Here is a 21,698-nt window from a genome sequence, read left to right as displayed (position 1 = left end):
AAGGATTTAAGATTACCCAACCTTGTTTTGTATCATTATAGCCACCTACTTTTATTGTAACTAAAGAAAGATATGATTCCTATCAAAAATTCAGGAATCATATCTTTCTATTTTTTATCCTTCACTAACGGCATCTTCTCCTGATACTATGCCTGTTGAATCCCCTTCTAAAAAGGATCTAATTACCTCTTTATTTTCTTCAAAGTCAATATCCAATGCCATTCCTACCCCTTCATATCTTACATTTGTATAAGAGTTTTCCACGGGTATGGTTAATGTTTCTACGGTCTGAGGTGGCTCTAGTGCAATGTCTTTTACAAGATTAAATAGATCAGCGCTTTGAAAATTCGTTTGAACATATGGTTGAACAGTACCAATTAGCTTTGGTAGCTTTAATGCACCATTAGTGCTTAGAAGTTCGTTGCTCATGGCATTTATAATCTGTTGTTGACGTCTCACCCGACCAAAATCAGCTTCTGCGTCTTTACGGAAACGGGCATATCCTAATAATTCCTTTCCATTTAACTTTTGTAAGCCAGAATCTAGGGAAACACCTATATTAGCAGACATATTTTTCTCTACATCAATCTCAATACCATCAGGCGCAAGAACATCGACCATTTTTTCAAATCCCGTAAAATCGATAATCGCATAATATTCCACATCTAAGTCAAAGTTGTTTTTCAAGGTTTCACGTAGCAATTCTGGTCCACCGAGATAAAACGCGGTATTGATTTTATAATTCTTATAACCGGGAATCTCTGAGTAAATATCCCGCATAATAGAGATGAGTTTTGCCGTTCCTTCCTTTGGGTCGTATTGCGCTACCATTATAGAATCCGTGCGAGATTTACCTTCATCGGGGCGGGCATCAACTCCAAGCAATAGAACATTAACCTTGTCAAGATTTTTCTGCCCGTTGAACTCATAATCCTGTTTCTGAACTTCCATCGGATCTGCCATGCTCACCCCTTCGTTATACTGGTAAACAAAATACCCTACCGCTACTACTATCATTGCTAACAATGCAACTGCTATCTTAAAAATCCTGCTTTTTCGTTTATTATGTTTTTTACTTCTCATGATTTATTCCAATCCTTTTTTGTGCTGTAGTTTTTTCATATTCCTCCATTTTTCATCGATAAACCATTCATGACCCAATTGATAACAATGGCATCATCTATAAACCCAATCGGAAACAGATAATCTGGGATACAGTCTACGTTAACAATAAAGTAGAGAAGCGCTCCGCCTATTAGAGTAAGCTCCGTCTTCGTCCCCATTTTTCGGCAAAATTGCTTGTACATCATCTTTAATGAGTGAATAAATGGTCCGATGCTCCCCACTTTTTCCATTTTCTTTTCAAATTGTCCAAGGATGGTTTCATCCCCCTCCTTTTTTAACGATAATTGTTGGTATTTTTCTAATTCTTCTTTTACGTCATTTAGACGAAACTCTTTATCTACTAAATTAGTGTTTTCCAAAATTGCTTGTATATGTACAATGGATTCCTTAAGATCTGAATGGTTTTGATAGACAGGATATCCAGCAGCTTCATATAATCTTAAGATGGAAATGTCAAGCTTGTCCGCAAACCGCTGCAAATGATCCAAGGTAGCTTTTCGTTTTCCATTGATAATTTTCGAAATAACCGCAGTATCAATCCCCGTCAATTGGCTCAATTTTCTCATAGATAAAGATCGCTTCTTAAGCAATTCCTTTAGTAGCAGACCCAGTTCATTGCTTTTCTCTACCATATTCTTTTCCCTTTCTAACTATCTTATCTACTATCAATTTACAATGGTGTTGACATTTTGTCAACACCACCAAAAAATACAACTCGGGATCTCCCAAAGTTACGAAAATCCGGAAATTGCATTTTCCAAAAGACAAACAAAAATCCCCATCATGTTGTTGTAACAACATGATGGGGATTTTTAATGCTGATTTAACTTAATGTTTAGAAGCCTTGCGTCCCGCTTCAAACAGTAGAAAATCCATTCCTTCTTCCAGGCATTGTTCCCAACTTAAAAAGGACCCCTTCCAAAACTAGAAGGGATCCCCAAAATAAAACCATCTTATAATTTATTCAATATTTCTCTAATAAATGCTGGCTCGTCCTGAGGTGTACGAGAAGTAATAATATTTCCGTCCACCACTACCTCTTGGTCTAAAAAGTCAGATCCAGCGTTTTTCAGATCATCACGGATTCCAAGATATGAAGTTGCATTTACTCCTTTAAGAATATCTGCACTAATCATGACTTGTGGACCATGACAAATACCGGCAATCACTTTACCTTGTTCATTTGCTTGTTTTACGAATTCTACTACTTCGTCATTAACTCGTAGTGCTTCAGGAGCTGATCCACCAGGAATAATAACCGCATCGTAATCGTCAGCCTTCGCTTCACTTATGGAAAGGTCAGAAGTATAAGATACAGTTCCTTTCTTCCCTTTAAGTTCCGCTCCTTTTTCAAGTCCTACAATAACGGTTTTGTGACCCGCTTCATTCATTGCATCATAAGGGCTCTTCATCTCTGAGTCTTCATAGTCATCAGCAAGTAAAAAGCATATATTAGCCATCTTGTATCCACTCCTATATAAAATGATTCAATTTCATTTTAAATGAATTCATAGGGGTATTTCAATGAAAGTGATTCTCTTGGAATAATACATCCTTTAAAATGTTTCATTAGAATCTACTATTTTGTGTTCACAACTAGTTTGTGAATATCTAAAACTATATTTCCATCTGCATCTATACCATATCCTTGCTGGAAGTGCGTTTCATTTGCTAGTCACCAATTGAATACCTATTTCTTTTTTGGCGATATAAATCAATAGATTTATATCCAAGGGAAAGAATATCGACCATTTGTGCTTGTCGTTTTTCACGTGTTTTCTGTTGTTTTGCTGAAAAGATATAACGTGCCCAATCTCTTTGATAACCTGGTGTAAGTTCCTGATAAAATTTTAATTCATTTGGATGATCTGCTAATAGCTTTTTGATATCTTTTACATTATCCTCATAATCTGCTACGCACTGACTGGGAGCAAGGGACTTTTTCACTTTCTTTTTTTCCCGTTTTAATCCAACAACCGTAAATACATCATCCATACTGACCATTCGTGAAAATTTCATATCGCTGTTTTCAACATATCCATCTTCCGTTACTTTCATCGCTGGAAAAATATCATCTCGATGGACAAATGTATCGTACCGTTTGTTCCCTTTTTTTGGATAGGCAAAAAATAGGTATCCTTTTTCAAGCAATTGTCCCTCATTGATAATGCGTTCTGTATAATTTACCATCTCATCTAAAGTTTCAACAAAAACAAAAATAGCATCATGCTCTTTCGATAATGATGTCTTGTACCCATTAAATAAGTCATAGTCACTTGGTTGATTAAGAACGGCCATATTTTTATACTTAGTTAATTTTAATTTATCAATAATTGTCATCATGTTCTCCTTTACTATCCATGGATCATTCGCACACAGGAATCTTCTTACTAGATTATAGCATAAACTGGAAATGTCTTAATCTAATTTGCAAGATGGTATTTGTAGTTAATGGAACTAGGGGCCTAAGTGTAAAAGACATCATTCATCAATCAAAAACATTTTACGAGAATTGGGATTTTATAACTTTAGGCGAGGAAATTAGCTTATCATGGAGAACGGATATGCAGGTAGCCATTAAAGAAAAAATGATGAAAAGGAAAAGACGGATAAATGTAATGGGACTGATCGCACAACCATTCGAAATACACCGTCATTCCCTTTTTGTAACTAGTCAAACCAAAGTATTATTTGCGAATCATATTAGTGAAGGGGGAAAGATGTCAGTCCCCTATACATGGGTGACATATCCCCCCCTTCATTTACTCTTTGGTTAACCTCTAAATACGCATTAATGCGCCATTAGGCTTTGGTAATTCTTGGCCTCTTATTTGATTCATTTTACAAAAATGTTCAAAAAAGCGTTGTGCCAGCTCTTGTTCCTTTGGGTCACTTTTCAAAGAAACCATATCAAGCAAAATTTGAGCCATCCATAAATTATCAAAATAACGGTATTTACCTGTATTCCATGTCATTTTGTGGGGGAATTTCTCATTTACATAATATTTCCAAAAGAGCATCTGATCTGATTCCTGTTCTGAAAGCTTTAGTCTGTATTCTGAATGAGCGGGAATATATCCATCTTCACAAAGCTTACCGATAAAATCTTCATTTACCATATAGACACCTAAGATACGTCTGTCTTTTTCGGGCATGCTAGAATCCCTTGCTGTTAAAAGGCAAGCACTATTTTGGTGCATACGATTAGGTTTGTTTGGTTTCCCTTTGTTAACACCACTTTTTATTTCGCCTGAAAAAACCTTCCACTCAGATAGGGAACTATTCTGTTCTTCCGTGTCACACCAATAAACCATCTGTGATTGAGGATGAAGTTTATGATTTTTCATAAGTCTTTCATGTTCCAAGCGAAGTTCCTGTTCTTCACGCCTTCGTTTTTTTTCTTCTTCCTTCTTCCATTCTTCCTGTTTCCGTTCTATTTCCTTTTTCTGTATAACTTTTTCAATTGAATGAGCAGCGCTTTTATCATGGAGTTTTAGGTGTTTTCCAAATACATCGGGAAAAATAAACTTTTTATTTTCCGTTCCGAAATGTATTTCAATAAAAGAATCACTTTGTTTAACTATACTACCCATGCCAAAATGCTCGTGTGTAACTTTCTTATTGATTAAATTCATTATTTAATCCTCCCTCGCAGTATAAAAACTCGGTTCCATATAAGAAATTAAGTTGATAATTCCAATCAACTAACTTACTTTTAAAGCTCAGCCAATTATTATTAAATTTTTCTTTTCTTCCGTTTAAAAAGGAAAAATCGATGTTAAGATTTATTATAACATTTTTTCGAAAATACCACAAACTCTTTATTGACAATACGTTTTATGATGGTGTAAAATAAAAAGTTTTATTTCATTAACCACAAAGCATAAGGGGAATTCAAGTGGTTTTTATTTCAAAGTTTTTATTACTGATAAATACGTATGTTTCTATAAGTCAGACAAATAATAAAATCGTCAACTCAAGAAATATAAATTTCAGTTTTGGTTACGGGTTACATTCTAAAGGTTCATATTTCTTGACGCCTATTTGAAATTAGGAAGATAATTTAAGTAGTTTCTTTAACACCAAGATTTAAACAGGAGGTAGATATTAGCGAAGATGAAGGTAATAAAGTATTACAGGAGATAAAAGAGATTAATAAAGATGCACTATTCGTGAAACACGATGTTAGTAAAGAAGAAGATTGGAAAAATGTTGTTTCTGAAACGACCAAAACGTTCGATAAAATTGACGTCTTATTTAATAATGCTGGTATTTATATTATCAAACCAATTCCGGAAATTGAATTAGATACATGGAATAAATTAATGGGGATTAATGTCACAAGTGTATTCCTAGGATTAAAACATGTACTTCCGGTAATGGAAAAAAATAATACTGGCTCTGTTATCAACGCATCCTCAATCGCTGGTCTTAGAGGATCTGCTGGTCACCTACTTTACGGAGCAAGCAAAGGTGCCGTACGTGTAATGACAAAAGACGCAGCAGCAGAATATGCAGGTAAAGGAATCCGTATTAACTCGATTCATCCTGGTTATATCACTACCGCTATGGCTGATTACGCGTCAGAAGCCACAAAATTATCCAAAAAAGAATTGGATGCCACTTACCCGTTAGGTAGAATGGGAGATCCTAAGGAAGTAGCAAAATTAGTGCTATTCCTTGCATCAGACGACTCATCCTTCTCAACAGGAGCAGAATTCGTCATCGACGGTGGAGCTACAAATATTTTATAAATAAGACAATAGGACATCCACGCTATTGTCTGGAGCTTTCTATTGCGTTTCAACTCATTAATAAAGCTATCATAGATAGAACCTATCTCAGTTCTGTCTATGATAGCTTTTTATTTGAATTGACCATAATATACCATATTTACTTAAAGCCAGTAATGTTGTTATCATAATAAAGCAACCATTATCCCTAGGAGGTGATTACACTGGAATTCATACCAAGCGTCATTATATTAACCATTTTATTTGTCCTTTATAAAAAAGGAATACTATCAATAAGAAGACAAACATATCTATCCTATATAACAAAAAAACGAAAAATCGTTTTCGTGCATCTTATAAGAAATATAATGGTTATCATTACTATCGTTTCTGGGTGAAAAAAGGAAGTAAAGTTACTGTATCATATGATGTTACCGTTGAAGCCGGATCTCTCATCCTAGAATGGAAGGATATCAAAATGAATCATTATTTTCATAAGGAATTTTATGATAGCCAATCGGGAAGCTTTTCATTTGAAGCAGAACGACGTTATTATACATTAAAATTTACGGGGAAGAATACAAAAGGCGGATGTATCATTGAGTTGAATGAATCCGCTTCATGAGACAATTTTTAAGTAAGTCTCATGCTTTTGGATCTAGCAGGACATAATCACCGAAACCATCCTACATAATCTTGCTATCACCCACCCGTAACACCTGCTTCATTTCTATCTTTTATAATGTCTTGAATAATCTCAATATGAAAGGCAGCCCAAGCATTCTCACGAAAGTGTAAAATCACAGTTATTACTAAAAATAGTAAATAAATTAAGCTGAAGAATAACCAAAGCATACTACCATCTTGAAAAAGAAAATTTTCTAAATGTGTGGAGAATAAAAAGAGTAGCCATGGTATGGCGGTTACAAAGATAGGAATCATTCCTGAGCCATTCTTTTCTTTGATCATACGATAGTGTATTAACTTTAATACGTCCGTCTCTATGGATTGATAAAACGTACGGATTTCTTCAATTTCTTTTAAATATTTTGTCTCCCGAATCTGATGAGGCGTTTTTCTTAAATGAAGGTAAATTTTATGTGCATCCCCACGTAAATTAAACATATCACGACATCCTTTTTAATTTTAGCAAGCTATTTTTTGTACTTCTCGAGACCATTTTCATTTGATTTTATATTTTTAGCTTTTGTGTAGTTATATGTTTTTATTCTAATGAGATTACTTTAAGGTTAAAGGTTAGGTTTGAATATTTTTTTACCTTATACAAAAACTATAAAAACAAACATAATCAACAAATACATACATAATTCTTTCACTACTTCACAGGATGTCCAAGTTCATTTATAATGTTTAGTAGGAGGTGAAAAAGTGGAACAAGAAACTATGTTAAAGGAAATTCTACACGCATTAAAAATTCATTCCGAAGAAATTGAGAAGAAATTTGATGTATTGAATTCTAAGATGAACAATTTTGAAACTAGAATGGATAACTTTGAATCTAGAATGGATAACTTCGAATCCAGGATAGATAATTTGGAATCTACGATGAATAACCGCTTTGACCGGCTGGAAAAAAAGGTCGATGGAATTCGAGTGGAATTGACAGAAACACAAGAAACCACGGATTATTTGTTGAGTAAAAATGCTCAACATGAGAGAAAACTTCGCGAACTTTCCAGACAACCATGATAACCACCTCATGTTGCATTACTTCGTTCAACAGATCTTCACATAAGGTTTCTCTATGGTAATATGCTGATAATGTTAGTTAAAGGTTTAAAATCATCCCATTCTATTAATGAGAAAATCTAATGAATCCCCCTTATCTATAATGTTTAACAGGAGGTATAAAAATGGAACAAGAAACCGTACTAAAGGAAATTCTACATGCATTAAAAGTTCATTCCAAACAAATTGAGAAAAGATTTGATGAAATGAATTCTAAAATAGAGAACTCTATATTTGACCTGGAATCCAAAATGAATAACCGCTTTGATCGGCTTGAAAAAAAGGTCGATGGAATTCGAGTAGAATTGACAGAAACACAAGAAACCACGGATTATTTGTTGAGTAAAAATGCCCAACACGAGAGAAAACTTCGCGAACTTTCCAGACAACGATGATAACCCCTCATGTTGTACTACCTCATTCAACAGATCCTCGCTGAAAATGCAAGACAAGCATTTAAAAGCATTTCCCAAATTAACGGGAAATGCTTTAGATTTATCATTCAGTGATATTCAACATTAGACAATCGCTACTTTCTTTTGTATCAACTAAATAAAAGGTTGATTATGGGACTTCTATTTTTTCCATTTTTAATTACCAGCTACCTCCGTTGTCTCAAGAACATAATTTGCTGCAGATTGTCCTGATAATCTACCAAATACCGCACTTGACATTAATCCGGATCCACCTGGATAATTATGGTAGAATATGCCACCAATCATTTCTCCTGCCGCAAGCAGCCCGCGGATTGGAGAATCATTTTTGTCTAGAACTCTTCCTTTTTCATCCACACGAATACGAACATTCGCTATACACTTCACAGCAACCACCAAGGACGAAATAATTATCAGATTTCAAAAGAATTGCTCAATAAATTAATTTCCGATATTTTCATATAAACAATCAGAACCTTTGACAATAGATTCCTTTCATAATAGAGTTATATGCAATATGCTTATCATCGTTTAAGATGTTATGTAGTTAAAATAAAGAAGACTTCCATCAGAGGGGGGTCCTTCATCCACCACTAATGGTTAGTCGCACTTATCGGACCTTTACGGGCAGTTGATCTCCCACCTACCTTCTTTGTTTGAGATGGGAGTCTTACTGTCCGTTTAGGTGGAATAAATAGATTACGAGTCATCATGTTAAGGGAGTATTGGTATGTGTGAGAATTTCAGTTTTATATGAAGATAATCATCTATTACTTGTGGAGAAGCCAATAAACATACCTGTTCAGGGAGATCGTACTGGGGATATTGACTTTCTTTCTATGCTGAAGCAGGATTTAAAAATTCGATATCAAAAACCGGGAAACGTTTATCTTGGTCTTGTTCATCGTTTGGATCGTCCTGTTGGTGGTGTGATGGTTTTTGCGAAAACATCAAAAGCTGCTTCACGCATGTCGGATTTAATCCGGAGGCAAGCAATGGAAAGAACGTATTTGGCTGTTGTACGGGGCGTGCCACAAAAAGATCAGGCATTACTGGAACACCACCTTGTGAAGAACAACCGTGAAAACAAAGTGTATACGGTAGCAGCCAATCATAAAAACGCAAAGAAGGCGCAGCTCGACTATAAAACGATTGCCAAAATAAAAAAATTAAGTCTTCTATCCGTTCAACTTCACACTGGGCGACCACATCAAATACGTGTCCAGCTTTCTGCAAATGGAACGCCGATATACGGAGATCAAAAATATGGACAAAACGTAAATCGACCTGGACAGCAAATTGCACTCTGGGCACACTCATTACGGTTCGAACATCCAGTAAAGAAAGAAATGGTAGAAGTCCTTTCCCCTCCACCAACAGAAAAATATCCATGGGAGATTTGGAAGAATGTGTATAATAAAATAGAAGCATAAAGTTGCGAAAGGATATCAAGGGTACTGACTTTAGTTAAGGGCCATCGTAGACTAAAGGATGAAAAAGCATTTAAACAATCTATTCTTAATACAAAATCGCTTCCGCCTACATGCTAATAATGTCAATGTAATCATTATAAAAGCACTCAAAAAGATTGGTTTTACAATCTTTTTGAGTGCTTTTGATTATTTTTGTATACCTCTAGACTTACAGGCTTAATTATTGTTTATTCCCCAGTTTCCGCAAATCGTATCATTCGTTCACCTATCTCATCACGAACGCGCCGAAATACTGCCCATATTTCTTCTTCCGTACCTTCTGCTTTGGCAGGGTCATCAAAACCCCAATGTTCCCTTTTCACATGCGGAGGAGTCATCGGACAGCGGTCCTTTGCATCTCCACACAATGTAACTGCTAGCGTTGCATGATTTAAAAACTCCGTATCAATCATTTCTGAATGTTGGTTAGAAATATCAATTCCAACCTCATTCATTGCCTTTACCGCTTTGGGATTAAGTCCATGTGCTTCAATACCCGCACTTCTAACTTCCCATTCATCACCAAGATATTTTTTTGCCCATCCTTCTGCCATTTGGCTTCTGCATGAATTTCCTGTACATAAAAAGTAAATTGACCTTTTAAACATATCGGTTCTCCTTTTCATTACGACGTAGTATCATCTCTGTTAAGAAATTAGTAACGTTAAATATAGGCCGATTAGTGTGATAAATAATATTGGGATCGTCAAAATGATTCCTGTTTTAAAATAAGTACCCCATGAAATTTTAACCCCTTTTTGGGATAATACATGAAGCCAAACTAATGTAGCTAACGAACCTATTGGTGTAATTTTGGGACCTAAATCCGATCCAACCACGTTCGCATAAACCAAGGCATCTCTTAATACACCAGAAGTATTGGTTTCCGCTATGGCTAAAGCATCAATCATAACGGTTGGCATATTATTCATGATGGATGATAGGAAAGCAGCGATAAATCCCATAACAACCGTTGCTACAAATAAACCTTGATCCGCTACGATTTGAATGATACTTGCTAAAGCAGATGTAAGCCCGGCACTTCCTAATCCATAGACGACCACATACATTCCAATGGAAAAGAATACGATATCCCATGGTGCTCCTTTTATCACTGCTTTCGTATTTACAGCTTTACTATTTCTTGCCATAAGGATAAAGAATATAGCAATAACCCCAGCAACAATAGAAACAGGAAGCGTAATAAATTCACTTATAAAATAACCGACAAGTAGTAATCCTAGAACATACCATGATATCTGAAACATTTTATCATCTTTAATGGCAGTTTTCGGTTCACTTATTTTAGAAACATCATACGATTTTGGGATACTTTTTCTAAAATAAATGAACAATACGGTAATCGTTGCTACAAGTGAAAATAGGTTAGGAATAATCATTCTCGATGCATATTCTACAAAACCTATTCCAAAGAAATCTGCCGATACGATATTCACTAGATTACTAACGATGAACGGCAATGAAGTCGTATCCGCGATAAATCCACTGGCCATAATAAATGGAAAGATCATCTTTTCTTTAAAGTTTAAGTTTCTTACCATGGCGAGTACAATTGGTGTAAGAATTAATGCTGCACCATCATTTGCGAAAAAGGCTGCTACAATTGCACCTAAGATACTGATATAAACAAACATCTTTGTCCCATTTCCCTTAGCAATTCGCGCCATATGTAATGCTGCCCACTCAAATAATCCAATCTCATCTAGTATTAAAGAAATAAGAATAATAGCAACAAATGCTAAAGTGGCATTCCAAACGATTCCCGTTACTTCGATTACATCACCAAATCCTACTACTCCTACCAGTAAAGCAATCACAGCACCACCCATTGCCGACCAGCCGATATTTAAACCTTTTGGCTGCCATATTACTAGGACTATGGTTGCAACAAAGATTAATATTGCGAGTAAAAGCGTTACTGACAAAATAATACCTCCAATTCTAACAACAAGAAATGCGTGTTCCTTTTTCTTCCAGCTCTTTTAATTTATATTCTTGACTAGGAATTTGATCAAGAATTGGCTTAATAAATGGATAATACTTATTGCATTTATCTACCGAATAAAAGATCCATTGTCCTCTTCTATCTTCCTTAACCAATCCTAAGTCTTTCAATTTACGTAAATGTTGGCTAATGGAGGGTTGACTAGTTTGAAAGATCTCCACCAATTCACATACACAACAAGCTTCATCATCTATTAATTTCATCATGGTTAATCTTGTTTTATCACCAAGTAATTTCAGAATTATTGTGGCTTTCTCGATCTCCATACTTGTTTGTGGCATATTCAGTTCCCCTTCTAAGTTTATTACTTAATAAGTATATAACTATATACTTATATAAACAATAAGAAAACGTAAAATTCCCCTAAAAATCACCATCACCTGTGTTTTGCAGTTAAAATGAATAAAAAACAGCCTTGAACCCTCATAATTTCTGGTTCTATGGCTGTTATCTTTTTGTCAGAAAGTTGTAGTGTAAATCAACCTTTTTCACCTAACTTCGCTAATCCTATTCATAACGCAATGCTTCAACCGGCTGTAACTTCGAAGCTTTAATAGATGGTAGAATTCCAAAAATAATACCAATTAACATGGAGAAAATAAAGGAACCAATAATTGCTGGTACCGAAACAAAGTATGGCATATTCGCAAATATCGATATGGCTTTAGCAATTCCTAATCCAGAAAGAATACCAATGATACCACCAATACTTGTTAAAACAACGGATTCCGTTAGAAATTGAGCTAAAATAACATACCGTTTTGCGCCCAATGCCTTCTTGATCCCGATTTCCCTTGTTCGTTCTGTAACGGAAACAAGCATAATATTCATGACACCAATTCCACCTACCAGTAATGAAATACTTGCTATCCCACCAAGGATAAAGGCAAAAGCTTGATCATATTGTGATATTTCCTCCATCATTCTTTCAAAGTCAGCAACTTGATAAATCGCCGTTTCATATGGAGGTAAATCCATATTTAAGCGATCGGCTGCCATTGTTCCGACTTCTTGAATCGTTTCTGAAGAACTTGCCTGTACGGCAACCTGCATCGGCGCATCAAACCCATTTAACAATGGCCAGATTGTAGTTGGCAAATAAATGGTTGACTCGGGATAGTACCAATCGCTATCCTCTATTGCATCGGAAAATATTCCCACTACTTTAAATGGTATGCCACCAATGTCGATGGTTTGATGAAGAGCATCACCTTCAGGGAATAATTCACTCATTGCCACCTCATTGATTAGAGCAACTTGATTGTATGAAGCAAAATCTGATTCAGTAAATTCCCTTCCCTCAACCATAGTAGTTGGGAAAAGATCAAGATACCTTTCATCAATACCTAATAGTCTTGGGTGGGTAACATTTATTAAATGATAAGCCTCCTGCCATCCCTCATAATAGATAGACATGCCGTTAACGTTCGGATATGTAAGAATTTCTTCAATTGCTTCTTGTTTAATAGGAGGGGCACTCCGATTAGACATTTCTCCTCCCCACATACCTTCTTCACCATACATATCTTCTTCTTCAAAGACAACATTTATTGTATTATTTCCCATTCCAATTAGGTTACTTTTTAAGTCCTCACTTCTTCCTTGAATAATAGCAAAAATCGCTATAACTGCAGCAATTCCTATAATAACACCAAGCATGGTTAAAGACGAACGGAGTTTATGACCCCATATCGATTGAAAGGAGATACGAATGTTTTCAAGCATGAACGTCTTCGCTCCTCTCTTTAAATAACTCACCATCGCGAATATAAATAATTCGATCCGCCTTTTTAGCCACTTCCTCATCATGTGTGATCATAATGATGGTTACCCCTTCCCCATTTAATTTTTTAAAAAGGGAAAGTATTTGCTCTCCGGTTTTTGTATCGAGCGCTCCTGTTGGTTCGTCGGCTAATATAAATTTGGGTTTATTCACAATCGCCCGTGCAATGGCAGCACGCTGTCTCTGTCCACCTGATAATTGCGGAGGTCTGAATGAGGCTCTATCTTCCAATCCTACCTTTTTTAGAGCATCCATTGCTCTTTCTTTTCGCTCCTTTTTCTTCAACCCACTATAAATTAATGGTAGTTCCACATTTTGCAAAGCAGTTAAGCGTGGCAATAAATGGAATGATTGAAAAACAAAACCGATAAATTGATTACGAATTTCTGCTAACTTATTTGCATGTCCAGTTAACATATTCATCGATTCTAACTCATAATCTCCTGAACTTGGAAGGTCAAGACAACCTAAAATATTCATTAACGTTGATTTCCCTGAACCAGATGGTCCCATTATTGCAAGGAACTCTCCTTCCTCAACGTCTAAACTAATTCGCTTTAGAATCGGAATCTCTTCCTTACCCAAATTGTAAGATTTACTCAAATTCTTCAAACGTATCATTGTCAATGATCTCAACCTTCTTTCCTTCTTTTACGGAAGGATCCGGATATACAATATAATCTTCTAGTGTTAATCCTGATGGAACTTCAACAAAAAAACCATCATCCATTACATTCATTTCTACAACTTGCTTATACGTTTCGTTCGTCTCCGTATCGACAGCCCATACATACGGTTCTTCTTCGTCCTGCACAATATAATCAATCGGAATAACAATGGTATCACCTGCTGATTCACCTTCAGCTCCTACCGGTTCTAGATTAACGTGAAAACCAATTTCAAGACCTTCATGTTCTTCTAATAATACAGTAAATGGATATTTAGAGGTTTGGGGATTACCTTCCTCATAATATTCGTCCACATTTTCTTCGTCATTACCTACAGGAAGCTTCCCTATCTCTACAATTCTACCAATCCATTCACCATCAGTTCCATTTTTCGTTGTAATACGAACTTCATCGTCAACAGCAATTGTGTCGAGTAATAGTTCATTTACTTCACTTTTTATTAAGTAAGCTCCCGTCTTAACTATCGTGATTAGCGGACCAGGGCTTCCACCTTCTTGTCCATACGGAGCCCCTTCTATTAAATCCTGATTAATGGATTGGACAACCCCTGAACCTTTACTAACAACAATTGGGGAATCTACTTTCTTCTTCAATGCATCAAGCTCGTTTTGGATTTGCCCTGCTTGTAGGTTATTCACTCTTAAATCAAAATTTACTTGCTCTAGTTCGGATTCCAATGACGCTTTATCGTCTACCCCTTCTTCCCCAATTTCTTCCGAGGTTTTTACATTACTAGAAGCTCCTTTGATACTCTTTTCCAACTGTTCTTTTTGTTTTTTCAAGTGGTTAATTTCCACATATGCCATTTCTAACTCTACTTGTTTTTGATCCTTTTCCACCGTTAAATCATCTGTCAATTCATATTCAAATAGTTTAGTGCCCTCTTTTACTTCTTCTCCCTCTGAAACAAAAATTTCCTTAACCGTACCTTTCTCCGGATCAGGGAATACCTTTTCCATCTTTTCTGCCTCTACCTTACCGGAAAAAGCAGTATATAAAGACATATCTTCGTTCATCTCCATTAGAAGTTCTACTTTTTCCCCATACGGTTCGAACTCCTCATTACCAAAAGCAGCAATTGCTGAACGCTGTAACAAGAATAAACCAGTTCCCCCTGAAAGCAGAAGTATTACAACACCAATACTCACCCAAATCCAAATTTTTTTCTTCGACATATCTTTCTCCCTATCTTGTAATATTTTTGTAAAAAAATCGTAATACTGATAACAATATTATAGTATCTAACCAAAATTTGGCAATATACTTTTTGAACTTTACTAAAAATTTTACAAATATCTACATGGTATTCTAAGGTAGCGCGGAGCCACGGTGTCTCATATCTCCTAAAATAATTTTTAGAAATAGTAAAAAAAGAGGGATTTACACTACAACGAAAAAACACTTAGTAAACATAGATAAATTCAATGTTTACTAAGTGCCTATATATACTCTTCCCAGCTGCCCCATAGCCCCTTCACAACATCAAGTACCTTAAGAACGATTTTTCGTTAAGGAAAAGCGTTTTTTCTCGGTTGTGTCTATTTGAGTAATCTTTCCATCATGGACTGTAATAACTACTGATCCATATTCTAATTCTTTTAATGCAGTTAAAATATGATTGAGTTGTACATCATCAATCTTATCCAAACTGTTTTCCCCCTTTTTCAAGAAATGTCATGAGAAATAAAAAAGACTTCCATTAGTGGGGTTTTCCTTCATCCTCCACTGATAGTTAGTTGCACTTATCCGACCTTTACGTGCATGATCTCCCACCTACCTTCTTTGTTCCCTGGAAGTTTAAGGTGGGAGTCTTGCTGCTCGTTTAGGTGGGATAAATAGCATAATCATTAAACTTCTGTTTTCTTCTATTACTTGATTTCCTAAATGAAGAGCTTAAACATTGCATGCCTTTGGTAGCCCAATCAGCATGAAAAAACCCAATTCTAAAGAAGAAAAAGGGTGAAACAACAAGGTTCACTTTGCTCTTCTTATCTATCAAGTTAAATACTTGCTGGAATTGGCACAGTTCTTATTAAGTCTGTTGCCGAGGCTTCGTTGGGCCAGTCCCTCCACCTCTCTAGATAAGTTACTATTCCTAGCGGTTTAATTGTATTTATTAGTTTACATAGTATTTTTTGAAATGTCAATCACCTTTTAAACTAATTTTCTTATTTTATGGCTTCAGGTTAATTGGAGCCTGTAACAAAGTGGTAATTGTTAAATGAATATATTTTTTAAATCCCTTTTTCTTCCAATATAAGACAAGACGGTTTCTACAGAATACACTCTATAGAAACCGTCTTTGTTAATAGGAATGGGATCCTGTTCATCCCAATTTATTCTTCAATTTTTATAATGTTTTCTTCTTCTCGTTCGACATTTCTTTGTTTCTCAATAACCACTTTTTCCCCGGCTTTAAGGTTTGTAAATACGATTGGTGTAATTGTTGATTTCGCATGATCACCAATATATTGTAGATCCGCTTTTAATAGAGGTTGTCCAGCTTTTACCACATCTCCCTCTTTTATTAACATTTCAAAGCCTTCCCCATGAAGATTCACGGTATCAAGCCCGACATGAATGAGAATTTCTCGCCCACCCTCGGATTTAATCCCAAGTGCATGTTTGGTAGGGAATGCATTAAGAATGGTTCCATTAACAGGTGATACAATCAATCCTTCCTCTGGCTTCATTGCAAATCCATCACCCATCATTTTTCCAGCAAATACTTGGTCTGGAACCTCTGTGATCGGAACAATCTCTCCTTTAATCGGAGCAATAATATCTTCATCGATTATTTCATTTTGTAGTGCTTCTGGATTCACTTCCTCGATTTGTTGTTTTAATTCTGACTCTTGATTTACCTCTTTTGCCGGACGAGGTTTTTTCCCAGACATAATATCTTGCATTTGTCCTTTAATAATTTCTGAACGTGGACCAAAGATAGCCTGAATATTATTGCCAACTTCAAGGACACCAGCAGCCCCTAAATCTTTTAATCCATCTTTATCAACCGATTGAATATCATGGACAGAAACACGGAGTCTTGTGATACATGCATCCAAGTGAGTAATATTTTCTTGTCCACCCATCGCCTCTAAAACATCAAAAGCCAAATCTCCAGCATTACCTTTTGATTCTGCTTTTTCATCTTCAACTGCTTCACGACCAGGAGTCATTAGATTAAATTTCTTGATGAAAAATCTAAACAAGATGTAATAAATGACCGCAAATCCGATACCAACTAAAATAGCAAGCCACCAAGGCTCTTTGCCTGGTAAGATTCCGAATAAAGCAAAGTCGATAAATCCTCCAGAGAAGGTATATCCAATGTTTACGCTTAAGAACGTCATAATCATAAATGATAGTCCATCTAAGAAAGCATGGAGTAGGAATAATAATGGTGATACAAACATAAACGAAAACTCAAGTGGTTCCGTAATACCAGTTAGGAATGATGTTAGTGCACCTGATGCAAGTAATCCTGCAACTAACTTTTTCCGCTCAGGTCTTGCCGTATGGTACATCGCAAGTGCGGCAGCAGGAAGACCAAACATCATAATGGGATATTCCCCAGCCATGAAATTACCCGCTGTAATGTCAACGTTATCACGTAATTGCGCGAAAAATATCGTCATATCTCCACGAACTGTATCACCTGCAGCAGTTACATACGAACCAAATTCATACCAAAATGGCGCGTGAAAAATATGATGTAAACCAAATGGAATAAGTAGTCGTTTAATAAAACCAAATAAAAATACACCAAAATAGGTTCCTTCTTCGATTAACCAATAGGACGCGCTATTCATTGCATTTTGCACAGGTGGCCATACGAATAATAGAATTAAACCAGCAATAAATGAAAAGACAGCCGTTGCAATGGGTACAAACCGCTTTCCGGCAAAGAATCCTAAGAAAGATGGCATCTCAATATTATGGTATCGATTATAAGAAAATGCTGCGATCAAACCAACGATAATACCGCCAAATACACCAGTTTGCAATGTCGGGATTCCTAATACACTTGCAAAGCTGGGATCGGCATCAATCATCTCTGGTGTCACACCAAGCCAGGATCCCATCACCTGGTTTAGTACTAAGTAACCAACCAAAGCAGCAAGAGCAGCAGCCCCATCACTAGCAAGGCCGATCGCTACTCCGACAGCAAAAATTAAAGCTAAGTTACTAAAAATAATATTACCTGCATCTTCCATCACAGTTGCAACAAGTTGAATCCAATCTGCATGTAAGAATGGCAAGTATTCAAGCATGGTTTCCTGTTGCGCCGCATTACCAAAACCAAGTAATAGTCCCGCAGCTGGAAGTAAAGCAACTGGAAGCATTAGTGCTTTTCCAATCTTCTGTAAAACACCAAAAGCTTGTTTAAACATAAAACACCCTCCTCTTTTTGTTTGAACTTATTTCTCTACAGCAACCCAAACTATTTTGCAAATAAAAAAGGCATGAATAGAGTATGGGAAAATAAGCGATAGGGTTAGTTTTACCCAATCTCTCTTTCCTCATTAATCTCTACTCATGCCTGATCGAATCAGTTACACGTAATGAAATTATGAATTCTTTTTTACAAGTAAACGCTGCAGATGCATGGTTAAATAAACCGCTTCCGCATCATAAACAGGTTTTTTTAAGGTTTGCTGTATGATTTTAATAAGCTTCCATGCAAGATTATAGCACACTGGATATTCGCTTTTCAATAGGTTAGCTAATTTTGTTGGTTCTTCCATTTTTTCTCCTTTTAACACACGTTCAATCGTATAGCGAACATGTCTAATTAGACGGAAAAAATCAATACTTTCGCGGTCTATATTAATATCCAGTTGTTCCTCAATGGTTTCCACTATTTGCGAAATTAAATTAGAATACGTACTAAGCTCTGATAATGATTTATCGGTTATTGCACTATGGACATGTAAAGCAATAAATCCGATTTCTCCCTCAGGCAGATGAATGTCGAGTGTATGGTTCATATAATCGACCACCTCTGCAGCTATTTCATATTCAAAAGGATACAAGGCTTTCGTTTCTGCTAGAAATGGATTTTTTATTTCCATTCCTCGATGAAGACGGGTAAGCGCAAACAGAATATGATCGGTCAAAGCAACATGCACCTTTTCTTTTAGTAGTACGTTAGATTTACGTTTAATCATTTCTGTTGCAGTGATAATAGCCTCAAGAATGGATTCATCCATATTAGGAAGTAACTTTAAATAGTTCTCCTGCTCTACTTTATTTCGTAACACAAATAGTTTTTCTACCGTTTCTTCTTTTATGACATCCTCTTTCTTTTTATTAAATCCAATACCTTTTCCAATTAAAACGACTTCTTCTTTATTTTCATTTAAAGCAATAATGACATTATTATTCAAAGCCTTAGAAACTATGTATCTCAAAATTGTCTTCTCCCTTTATTAGCCAATGCTCTTGATGATAATTAAACTTACGTCAATATCACAACAACATTATACCATTGTGCATGTTAAGAACTAAAGTGAAAGCGCTCAACACTGTTTGCTGATTAATCACAAAATGATTTGCTTACATAAAGGAGACTTCCATCAGTGGGGGTCTTACTGCCTATTTAGGAGGGATAAAAAATAAATCAATACTTCGGTGTTACCCGAAGCATTGATTAGAAAGATGGTCCCTTAACTGATTGACATATAGAAAAGACATCATACATTTTATTAAATTTCAATCAAAATAGGAATAATCATTGGTTCTTTTTTCGTTTTCTCTTTTACATACTTCCAAACTAATTTCTTAATCTGTTTCTTTTTCGCATTCCATGAATATCGATTGGCCTCATGAAGCTCTTCAATAGTATCTCTAATAATCTGGTTGATTCCTTTTCTTATTTCTGAGAAATGATCATCTAGGAATCCTCGAGAAACTATTTCAGGTTCTGCAAGCATTTCCCCTTCTGCTTTACTCATCGGAAGAATGATCATGAGCATTCCATCTTCTGAAATTCGCTTACGATCCTGTAATACAAATTTCATCATTCCTTCATCTATCCCATCGACATATGTACTGCCCACTGGTATAGATCTTGAACTACGAGCAATGGAGTTTTCCATATCTACAACATCGCCATTTTTTAAAATAAATATATTTTCTGCATCAACACCAACAGATTCAGCGAGCATTTGATGATGGTGTAGCATACGATATTCCCCATGGATTGGAATAAAATACGTTGGTTTCATAAGTGTCAACATAAGCTTTAAGTCTTCTTGATAGCCATGTCCAGAAACATGCACTCCTGAACTACTTCCAGATCCATAAATGACATTAGCTCCTAGTTGATATAAGTTATCTACAATGCTGGTGACATTCTTTTCATTTCCGGGAATTGGGCCTGCGGCAAAGATGACGGTATCTTCCGCAAGAATTTCTACACCGCGAAAATTACCTGTTGAAAGGCGACTAAGTGCAGCCATTGGTTCTCCCTGACTACCTGTACAAAGAATCGTCACCATTTCCGGGGCGAATTCATTGATTTCATCCGCTTCAATTAACATACCTTTGGGAATATTTACATAACCTCTTTCCCTTGCAACCCTTACGACATTTACCATGGAACGACCAAGCAAGGCAATTTTTCGATTCGTTTTTTGCGAGGCATGGACAACCTGCTGAATACGACTGACATTGGAAGCAAAAGTAGAAACAATCACTTTTCTTTTAGCTTTCATAAACATACTTTCCAAATTTTCACCGACCATTTGCTCTGATGGAGTATATCCGCCGCGCTCCGCGTTCGTACTTTCGGATAGAAGTAGCAGAACTCCTTTGCTCCCAATCTCCGCCATTTTGTGAATCTCCGGACGTTCCCGATTAGCAGGGGTCAAATCAAACTTAAAGTCTCCCGTATGTACGATTCTACCTTCAGGCGTATCAAACACAATTCCTAAACAATCCGGGATACTGTGATTTACTTTAAAAAAGTTGATAGTCATCTCACCAATTTCGACCTTTGAATCTGAGTTAATTTCATAAAGTTTGCTTTCTCTTAAAATTCTATGTTCTTTTAATTTAAGTTCGATGATTCCAAGTGTGAATCTTGTGGCATAAACAGGTACATTCATTTTTTTCAAGAAGAAAGGGATGCCGCCAATATGATCTTCATGTCCATGTGTGACAATCAAAGCTCTTACCTTTTCTTGGTTCTCTATAAGATAAGACATATCAGGGATAATGAGATCAATTCCTAATAAACTTTCATCTGGGAATTTATTTCCGCAATCGATGACTACGATATCATTTCCATATTCAATAGCGTACATATTTTTCCCAATTTCATTTAAGCCGCCAAGGGCAAAGACTGATATGTTTTTTTCGTCTGTTCTCAATTGAATACTCTCCTGCTTTATATAATAATATAGTATGCCCTGTTGATTTATTATTAAATCATCTTATTAAATACAGTTGATAAATTTAATGATTCTTTAACGATCAAAAACAACCTAAATCCTTTTCCTTATATTTTCACAAATCCCTATCAATCTAGGTTCATTTCATGTTAAGTTATATTAGGAATAAAAAGATTTAAACCGTTGAGACCGCTAATTTTTCTAGATATCACAATAGATGTAGTTTCATTTCTAATGAATAATAAAAAGATAGATGGAGGTTTTTCTATTTGAAAGAAAATAACGGGACA

Annotated in this window: 22 protein-coding genes and 1 riboswitch; of the genes, 5 read left to right on the top strand and 17 right to left on the bottom strand. The window is 35.9% G+C overall.

All coding sequences use genetic code 11. The features are described 5' to 3' along the window. Positions 1 to 114: 114 nt before the first annotated feature. From MHI02_RS10645 to MHI02_RS10625, 5 genes are all read right to left on the bottom strand, one after another. Positions 115 to 1,083, bottom strand: a complete 969-nt coding sequence (locus MHI02_RS10645; protein ID WP_047186500.1) for an LCP family protein — start codon at positions 1,081 to 1,083, stop codon at positions 115 to 117. Between the two features lie 35 nt (positions 1,084 to 1,118). Continuing rightward, positions 1,119 to 1,757: a helix-turn-helix domain-containing protein gene (locus tag MHI02_RS10640; RefSeq protein ID WP_047186501.1), complete on the bottom strand. Its 639-nt coding sequence runs from the start codon at positions 1,755 to 1,757 to the stop codon at positions 1,119 to 1,121. Positions 1,758 to 2,078: 321 nt separating this feature from the next. Further along, positions 2,079 to 2,585, bottom strand: a complete 507-nt coding sequence (locus MHI02_RS10635) for a type 1 glutamine amidotransferase domain-containing protein (protein WP_047186502.1) — start codon at positions 2,583 to 2,585, stop codon at positions 2,079 to 2,081. A 211-nt stretch (positions 2,586 to 2,796) separates the two neighbouring features. After that, positions 2,797 to 3,465, bottom strand: coding sequence for a YdeI/OmpD-associated family protein (locus tag MHI02_RS10630; RefSeq protein WP_060669135.1), 669 nt, complete (start codon positions 3,463 to 3,465; stop codon positions 2,797 to 2,799). A gap of 440 nt (positions 3,466 to 3,905) precedes the next feature. Beyond that, positions 3,906 to 4,760, bottom strand: coding sequence for a hypothetical protein (locus MHI02_RS10625; RefSeq protein WP_047186505.1), 855 nt, complete (start codon positions 4,758 to 4,760; stop codon positions 3,906 to 3,908). A 471-nt stretch (positions 4,761 to 5,231) separates the two neighbouring features. On the opposite strand from MHI02_RS10625, the gene MHI02_RS10620 reads away from it, so the two are divergent. Then, positions 5,232 to 5,879, top strand: a complete 648-nt coding sequence (locus MHI02_RS10620) for an SDR family NAD(P)-dependent oxidoreductase (RefSeq protein ID WP_084824126.1) — start codon at positions 5,232 to 5,234, stop codon at positions 5,877 to 5,879. Between the two features lie 457 nt (positions 5,880 to 6,336). Further along, positions 6,337 to 6,483, top strand: a complete 147-nt coding sequence (locus MHI02_RS10615; protein ID WP_157851601.1) for a hypothetical protein — start codon at positions 6,337 to 6,339, stop codon at positions 6,481 to 6,483. A 77-nt stretch (positions 6,484 to 6,560) separates the two neighbouring features. Here the strand turns inward: MHI02_RS10615 and MHI02_RS10610 are convergent, their stop codons facing one another. Beyond that, a complete protein-coding gene (locus MHI02_RS10610) occupies positions 6,561 to 6,983 on the bottom strand; it encodes a hypothetical protein (protein ID WP_047186507.1) in 423 nt (140 codons plus the stop codon). A gap of 264 nt (positions 6,984 to 7,247) precedes the next feature. Between MHI02_RS10610 and MHI02_RS10605 the strand changes: the two genes are divergently transcribed. After that, positions 7,248 to 7,568: a hypothetical protein gene (locus MHI02_RS10605; protein ID WP_047186508.1), complete on the top strand. Its 321-nt coding sequence runs from the start codon at positions 7,248 to 7,250 to the stop codon at positions 7,566 to 7,568. Positions 7,569 to 7,732: 164 nt separating this feature from the next. Next, positions 7,733 to 8,002: a hypothetical protein gene (locus MHI02_RS10600; RefSeq protein WP_047186509.1), complete on the top strand. Its 270-nt coding sequence runs from the start codon at positions 7,733 to 7,735 to the stop codon at positions 8,000 to 8,002. Between the two features lie 195 nt (positions 8,003 to 8,197). Here MHI02_RS10600 and MHI02_RS10595 read toward each other — a convergent pair whose 3' ends face one another. After that, the gene (locus tag MHI02_RS10595; protein WP_047186510.1) at positions 8,198 to 8,428 is read right to left on the bottom strand and encodes an FAD-binding protein; all 231 of its coding nucleotides are present in this window, start codon (positions 8,426 to 8,428) and stop codon (positions 8,198 to 8,200) included. A 347-nt stretch (positions 8,429 to 8,775) separates the two neighbouring features. Between MHI02_RS10595 and MHI02_RS10590 the strand changes: the two genes are divergently transcribed. Then, positions 8,776 to 9,474 carry an RluA family pseudouridine synthase gene (locus MHI02_RS10590; RefSeq protein WP_047186511.1) on the top strand — a complete coding sequence of 233 codons (699 nt, stop codon included), beginning with the start codon at positions 8,776 to 8,778 and terminating at the stop codon, positions 9,472 to 9,474. Positions 9,475 to 9,701: 227 nt separating this feature from the next. Here MHI02_RS10590 and arsC read toward each other — a convergent pair whose 3' ends face one another. The 10 genes from arsC to MHI02_RS10540 form a co-directional block, all read right to left on the bottom strand. Then, on the bottom strand, positions 9,702 to 10,121 hold the full coding sequence (arsC, locus tag MHI02_RS10585) for an arsenate reductase (thioredoxin) (protein ID WP_047186512.1): 420 nt from the start codon (positions 10,119 to 10,121) through the stop codon (positions 9,702 to 9,704). Positions 10,122 to 10,160: 39 nt separating this feature from the next. Next, positions 10,161 to 11,459 carry an arsenic transporter gene (locus MHI02_RS10580; RefSeq protein WP_257457426.1) on the bottom strand — a complete coding sequence of 433 codons (1,299 nt, stop codon included), beginning with the start codon at positions 11,457 to 11,459 and terminating at the stop codon, positions 10,161 to 10,163. A 16-nt stretch (positions 11,460 to 11,475) separates the two neighbouring features. After that, positions 11,476 to 11,820: an ArsR/SmtB family transcription factor gene (locus tag MHI02_RS10575; protein WP_060668956.1), complete on the bottom strand. Its 345-nt coding sequence runs from the start codon at positions 11,818 to 11,820 to the stop codon at positions 11,476 to 11,478. Between the two features lie 226 nt (positions 11,821 to 12,046). Next, the gene (locus MHI02_RS10570) at positions 12,047 to 13,264 is read right to left on the bottom strand and encodes an ABC transporter permease (RefSeq protein WP_145543145.1); all 1,218 of its coding nucleotides are present in this window, start codon (positions 13,262 to 13,264) and stop codon (positions 12,047 to 12,049) included. After that, positions 13,257 to 13,943, bottom strand: a complete 687-nt coding sequence (locus tag MHI02_RS10565; RefSeq protein WP_341166111.1) for an ABC transporter ATP-binding protein — start codon at positions 13,941 to 13,943, stop codon at positions 13,257 to 13,259. The genes MHI02_RS10570 and MHI02_RS10565 overlap by 8 nt, the downstream gene beginning before the upstream one ends. Next, on the bottom strand, positions 13,918 to 15,186 hold the full coding sequence (locus MHI02_RS10560) for an efflux RND transporter periplasmic adaptor subunit (protein ID WP_341165888.1): 1,269 nt from the start codon (positions 15,184 to 15,186) through the stop codon (positions 13,918 to 13,920). Before MHI02_RS10560 ends, MHI02_RS10565 begins: the two co-directional genes overlap by 26 nt. A gap of 316 nt (positions 15,187 to 15,502) precedes the next feature. After that, positions 15,503 to 15,649 carry a YezD family protein gene (locus MHI02_RS10555; RefSeq protein WP_083452611.1) on the bottom strand — a complete coding sequence of 49 codons (147 nt, stop codon included), beginning with the start codon at positions 15,647 to 15,649 and terminating at the stop codon, positions 15,503 to 15,505. A 347-nt stretch (positions 15,650 to 15,996) separates the two neighbouring features. Then, positions 15,997 to 16,099, bottom strand: a riboswitch (SAM riboswitch). Between the two features lie 248 nt (positions 16,100 to 16,347). After that, positions 16,348 to 18,405 (bottom strand): glucose-specific PTS transporter subunit IIBC, encoded by a 2,058-nt coding sequence (gene ptsG / locus MHI02_RS10550; protein ID WP_341165887.1) that lies wholly within the window; start codon positions 18,403 to 18,405, stop codon positions 16,348 to 16,350. 177 nt (positions 18,406 to 18,582) lie between these two features. Continuing rightward, positions 18,583 to 19,428 (bottom strand): glucose PTS transporter transcription antiterminator GlcT, encoded by an 846-nt coding sequence (gene glcT / locus MHI02_RS10545; RefSeq protein ID WP_047186518.1) that lies wholly within the window; start codon positions 19,426 to 19,428, stop codon positions 18,583 to 18,585. Positions 19,429 to 19,719: 291 nt separating this feature from the next. After that, positions 19,720 to 21,321 carry a ribonuclease J gene (locus tag MHI02_RS10540; protein ID WP_244987041.1) on the bottom strand — a complete coding sequence of 534 codons (1,602 nt, stop codon included), beginning with the start codon at positions 21,319 to 21,321 and terminating at the stop codon, positions 19,720 to 19,722. Positions 21,322 to 21,698 lie beyond the last annotated feature (377 nt).

This window comes from Oceanobacillus sp. FSL K6-0118, from assembly GCF_038006665.1.
Taxonomy (GTDB): domain Bacteria; phylum Bacillota; class Bacilli; order Bacillales; family Amphibacillaceae; genus Oceanobacillus; species Oceanobacillus caeni.
This window is presented reverse-complemented; position numbering and strand designations above follow the sequence as displayed.